General features: G+C 51.4%; 4 protein-coding genes. 2 read left to right on the forward strand and 2 right to left on the reverse strand.

From position 1 onward, the window contains the following. Nucleotides 1-570 precede the first annotated feature (570 nt). Both ACT3UM_RS23985 and ACT3UM_RS23990 read right to left on the reverse strand, forming a co-directional pair. Nucleotides 571-978, reverse strand: a complete 408-nt coding sequence (locus ACT3UM_RS23985) for a hypothetical protein (RefSeq protein WP_498902520.1) — start codon at nt 976-978, stop codon at nt 571-573. A gap of 30 nt (nt 979-1,008) precedes the next feature. Further along, nucleotides 1,009-2,253: a DUF4236 domain-containing protein gene (locus tag ACT3UM_RS23990; RefSeq protein WP_498902521.1), complete on the reverse strand. Its 1,245-nt coding sequence runs from the start codon at nt 2,251-2,253 to the stop codon at nt 1,009-1,011. Nucleotides 2,254-2,561: 308 nt separating this feature from the next. Here ACT3UM_RS23990 and ACT3UM_RS23995 point away from each other — a divergent pair, with 308 nt between their 5' ends. Together ACT3UM_RS23995 and ACT3UM_RS24000 are read left to right on the forward strand one after the other, a co-directional pair. Continuing rightward, entirely contained in the window at nt 2,562-2,792 is a 231-nt protein-coding gene (locus ACT3UM_RS23995) for a DUF427 domain-containing protein (RefSeq protein ID WP_498902522.1), read from the forward strand. Between the two features lie 556 nt (nt 2,793-3,348). Further along, nucleotides 3,349-4,411: AAA family ATPase (locus ACT3UM_RS24000; RefSeq protein ID WP_498902523.1), on the forward strand; the 1,063-nt coding region annotated here is incomplete at its 3' end.

The following is a 4,411-nucleotide window of genomic DNA, read 5'->3' on the forward strand; positions in this document are numbered from 1 at the left end:
GTTCATGGTTGTTGGTTAACGCAAAGAAGATAATGCAGGAGCCTGATGGTCTGAGAATTTGGACAGAAATTGCTGAGTCCTATTTTAGCCAATTTGTTTGGTCAAGTTATCATCCTCGCAATAAGAGCTATGTGCAGCATTAACCAGTTGGCAAAAAATGGCATTTTACCAGCATATTTCCCACGTAGGGGCATGATAGTTAAGCCATGTTGCCTGCCGTGTTCCAGGGCTCCTTATTCGTAGTTTTGGGGAGCCCTTCTTTTGTGGTGTGTAGTGCAAGCGAAATTTGCTTACACCATCATGCTGTGTGGGCGATCGGACTGAGGTTGAGGTGCTGTTGCTAGGATTACCAGAGTAGCTATCAAGCGGTAGCCCAGGGGGGAGCACGCTCAGTGGATTCGAGCATCAGGTAAAGGTGACAGCGCCGTGCCTCATAGGAGCTGACCTTCTGGCTATCCGCTGGCTGCATGCATTTTGATCTTATCCCGCCCTCAGTCTGTAGAGCGAATTTCGAGGTGTCCGTTGATAGTCTTGAATGGAGCACTCCGTCTAGGTGACCAGGATGGAAAGCTAGTTTGTATGCATCCGTGTACGGGACAATATGTACATTTCTAGGTCATTCATTGGCAAGCCGCCAATTGCCTGGCATTCGGTGCGCCCGCCGGAAAAAATATATCCTTGGCGACCATGTATGTTCAGTACGGCGATTTCATCGATTCCCGAGAGGTACGAATCAGGAGCCCCCGTGAATACAGGCATACAAACCCCCATTGAGATGAGAGGACGCAATACTTGATCCGTCATACGACGTTCTCTGGTGATAACCGTTAGCTGGTTACCCGTCAATCGGATCTCCTGGGGATTCCAAGGATCCAAAGCCACCTGAAGCCTCTCCTGTGTATCGGAATCAGCTACTGCTGTCTGCCACGCTACTAGCAGTAGTCCTATAGTAATGCTTACCGCAACCGTATTACGCATATCTTCTCCTATGGCGATTGAATAACTCTCCTACATACCGACCTCATTAGCCAGCGCTTCAATATCGAACGGCTCGATAGGCTTGAACACTCCCGTCTTGGTCATTTTTCTCCGCAGCTCGAAGCGCTCTAGGGTGGCGGGTGGCTCGATATCGGCCAGGGCCTTGAAGTTGATCTCTCGCCATTGAGGTTTAGTAACAAGAACGCTGTAGAGATAGCTCTCGGTGGGCTGCCCAGTACCGGCGTCGAGGGTCGGCACGTAGGCTGATACAAGTGCCACCTGAACGGTCGGAAGACGGTGGTATATCTCACCTAGTACCCGCATCGCCACACCATGGGCGTAGTCGCGATAAAGCATGCGCCGCCGAGTGGCAGCGACTTTTTTGACGGAAACCTTCGCCTGCTTAGCGGATAGGTTGTACTCCATATCAGGGAAGGCATCTTCCTCAGGTAGCTCGATGTCGATAGCGATAGTGCTGGCATCATCACCGAGATCGAAGCTCACGTTCGTCTCTCTTGGCCAGGGGATTTCCCCAATATGTTCTTCAAGAACATTAGCCATGGCATCAAGGTTCGTCAGTACTAACTCGGTTTCCAGCTCACGCCGCTGCCGCTCCTGCTCGTTAAAGGCCCGCGCTGCCTCCTCCCATTCGCTAAAGGCACGTGCGTATTGTTGAGTCCATCGCTCGTTTTGTTCTGCTAGACGACGTCTCGCCGGGGGCCAGATACGGCTCCAGAGTGTTGGCTGAAGAAGAGTCTTGCGCTGAGGCTCGGGTTCGGGAAACGCTCGGCTCTGAAATATTGGCTTGTCTCGTGGGGACAGCGTATTGAGATGCACCGTCGCCAGCGCCGAAATATCGGCGTTTAGCCGATCACATGCTTGTTGGAGCATATCGCGCATGCCCTCTCCGGCGTACTTACGAAGCACACGGAGCTCTGTCTCATCGTATGGCTGGCCATCCTCGTCAGTGATCACGAGCTCGCCATTCTCCTGGATGCGGGCACGCACCACCGCCGAGCCCCCTGCCTTGAGCTGCTGCTCAAGTGCTTTGCCGGGAGAGAGCGCTCCCGCCGGGTTGCTCCGCACACTGCGTTTGTTGAGCTTTTCACGATAGGCGAGGCCAGTACCCGGCAGCCCTATGTTGCCATATACACCGCGGCTCCCAACGCTTATCTTGGCGCCACGAGGGCCTATAGAGGCTCCGATTCCGCTTTTGCTTAGGTTCAGGCTAATGCCTGGGGCGATACGGATACGCCGATTAAATCGAAGTGCCATTCTCCGCTCCCTATTTTGTTAATCGTTATTATCGCCTTCAGTCTGGTTCCTGCATGGCATCGCTGAAGCTTGTCGCCAGGATGCCGGTGTTACGTTCCCTTGCCCCACGATGTTAAGAGTAGCGACGTTCCACCAGAGTGATGTCCACCATCAAGCTCACAGTGCTTGGAAGCCGAGGCAGCGTCGACAGCTTCTAGGTCGTATTTCGCTGTAATCGTTGATAGCTAGAATGGGACAAGTCAGCTTAGGGTGCTAGGCTTAATCTCAAAATACTATAACGATAATTCTCATACGTAAGGGATGGCTCTATGCTAACGGCTTTCACCCAGTTCCGTATCACCACCCGACACACGAGAGTCAGCATCGTTGGCTCCGTACTTACCGACATTACAAGCGACATCGAACTCGAACTCCGCGAGCTCGGCTACCCGCTGCAGGAGTATATTCCTTGTGACGACCTACGGAGGGATCTGATGACAGCCTTCGGCAGTGAAGCCCATTGCTTCTTCCAGGACGATGCTGCCTATTTTTTCGTTTGATCAACATACTTATGTGGCATGAGTTACGAGCGGCCAGCAGAAGGAATAGCGGTGATTGAGATAGGGGGAAACTGTTATTAAACAAATAGGTGGATGCTATGACTTTAATGGAGCGCGTCGACAGGGACGAATATTGGAAGGGCAGCTACTACCTGGGACGTTCAATTACCGGCGCGGAAGGGAGCGCATGTGCTGGCACACGGTTTCCCACTGCCCAAACCGGAAACGGTCATACTGGCGAACCAGAACAACTTTTCCATATTTCATGGCGTTTTCTCCATCTGATCTCAGCGGGCCGCTGACAGCCTTTACACGACATATGCAAAGCAAGCTTATGCGTATAGGGCAGGAAGGAGAATCCAAGGTGGTAGCTGCATCCACAATGCTATCAGCGTTCCCGGTGTTATGGAAAGTGCCTCTGAGGGAAATAGTGGTTTGTGTCTCAGGCACGCCGAGTTGCTCTATATGTCGTTAAGCGCTTCGGTGTGATATGGCACTTTGCAACTGACTAACTTATATAGATATTTGAACACATTGCCCCTGCTAAGGACTGTTTATGATCGATAGAATACTGTTGCGCAATGTCTCCAGCTATTCCCCGAACTCCGTCGTTACTATAGCGCCCTTAAAACGTGTGAGCATTTTCTACGGTCAAAACGGCACAGGCAAAACCACCATTAGCAATTACCTCCAAGCGCCTACTGACGCTCGGTTTAATGAGTGCCAGCTTGATCCAGTCAAAGCTGACCGAGAAATTTTGGTTTATAACCACGCTTTTATGGAGAGAAATTTCCATGAGACAGCTGCTCAGCCCGGCGTATTTACCCTCAACGAGGGCAATGTTGAAGCGGATAAGGCGATAGCGGTGGCCGAGGCGGCCATCAACTCGCTCACTGCTACTCACAATGCGCATATGGCAGAAGGCAATCAAGCTAAAGCTGCCCAGGAAGCGGCCAAAGACAAGCTCAAAAACCTTATCTGGAAGCTCAAGGGGGGCTTTGATAACAGTGCACTTGCATATTGTTTCAACCGACTGAATACTAAAGACCGGTTGCTAGATGCTGTCTCTGCGGTTGCATTGGTTAGCATGTCCGACACGGAGGAGGGACTCCTTGCCGAGGCTGCTCAGTTGCAAGACGCGAGCGATGTTGAGCTGCCAGATATTCCATATTTGAAGTTTGAAGGTGCGGGGATAGAAGCCGACCCGATTTTGAAAGAAGTTATCGTCGGCACGGGTGATTCGTATCTGTCGGAACTAATCCAAGAGTTGGGTAACTCGGATTGGGTCAAGCATGCATTGAGATTTGAATCGCACTCGAAAGACCAGTGCCCTTTGTGTCAGCAACCATTACCGGTAAATTTCTATGCTGAGCTACATAAGGTATTTGATCAGACCTACGAAAAGCGATTAACGGCTCTTACAACGCTGCAGCAGCGATATACAGGCGCTGTCGAGCGGCTTCTTCGCCAAAGTGAGGCCCCTATTTACAGCGTAGAGTCGATTCAGGTTCACGTTGCGAATTTGCGGGCTATGCTTCAGAAAAACATCCAGGCTTTATCGGCCAAGGCGGCCAGCCCTTCAACGATTATCACTCTGAATACCACCGATGTGATGATTG

This window comes from Halomonas sp. AOP13-D3-9 (assembly GCF_052379125.1).
Lineage (GTDB): Bacteria > Pseudomonadota > Gammaproteobacteria > Pseudomonadales > Halomonadaceae > Vreelandella.

Bases quoted from the DNA above. Each gene is read 5' to 3' on its own strand.
- ACT3UM_RS23995 (WP_498902522.1), top strand. From the start codon at position 2,562: ATGCTAACGGCTTTCACCCAGTTCCGTATCACCACCCGACACACGAGA.
- ACT3UM_RS23985 (WP_498902520.1), bottom strand. From the start codon at position 978: ATGCGTAATACGGTTGCGGTAAGCATTACTATAGGACTACTGCTAGTA.
- ACT3UM_RS23990 (WP_498902521.1), bottom strand. From the start codon at position 2,253: ATGGCACTTCGATTTAATCGGCGTATCCGTATCGCCCCAGGCATTAGC.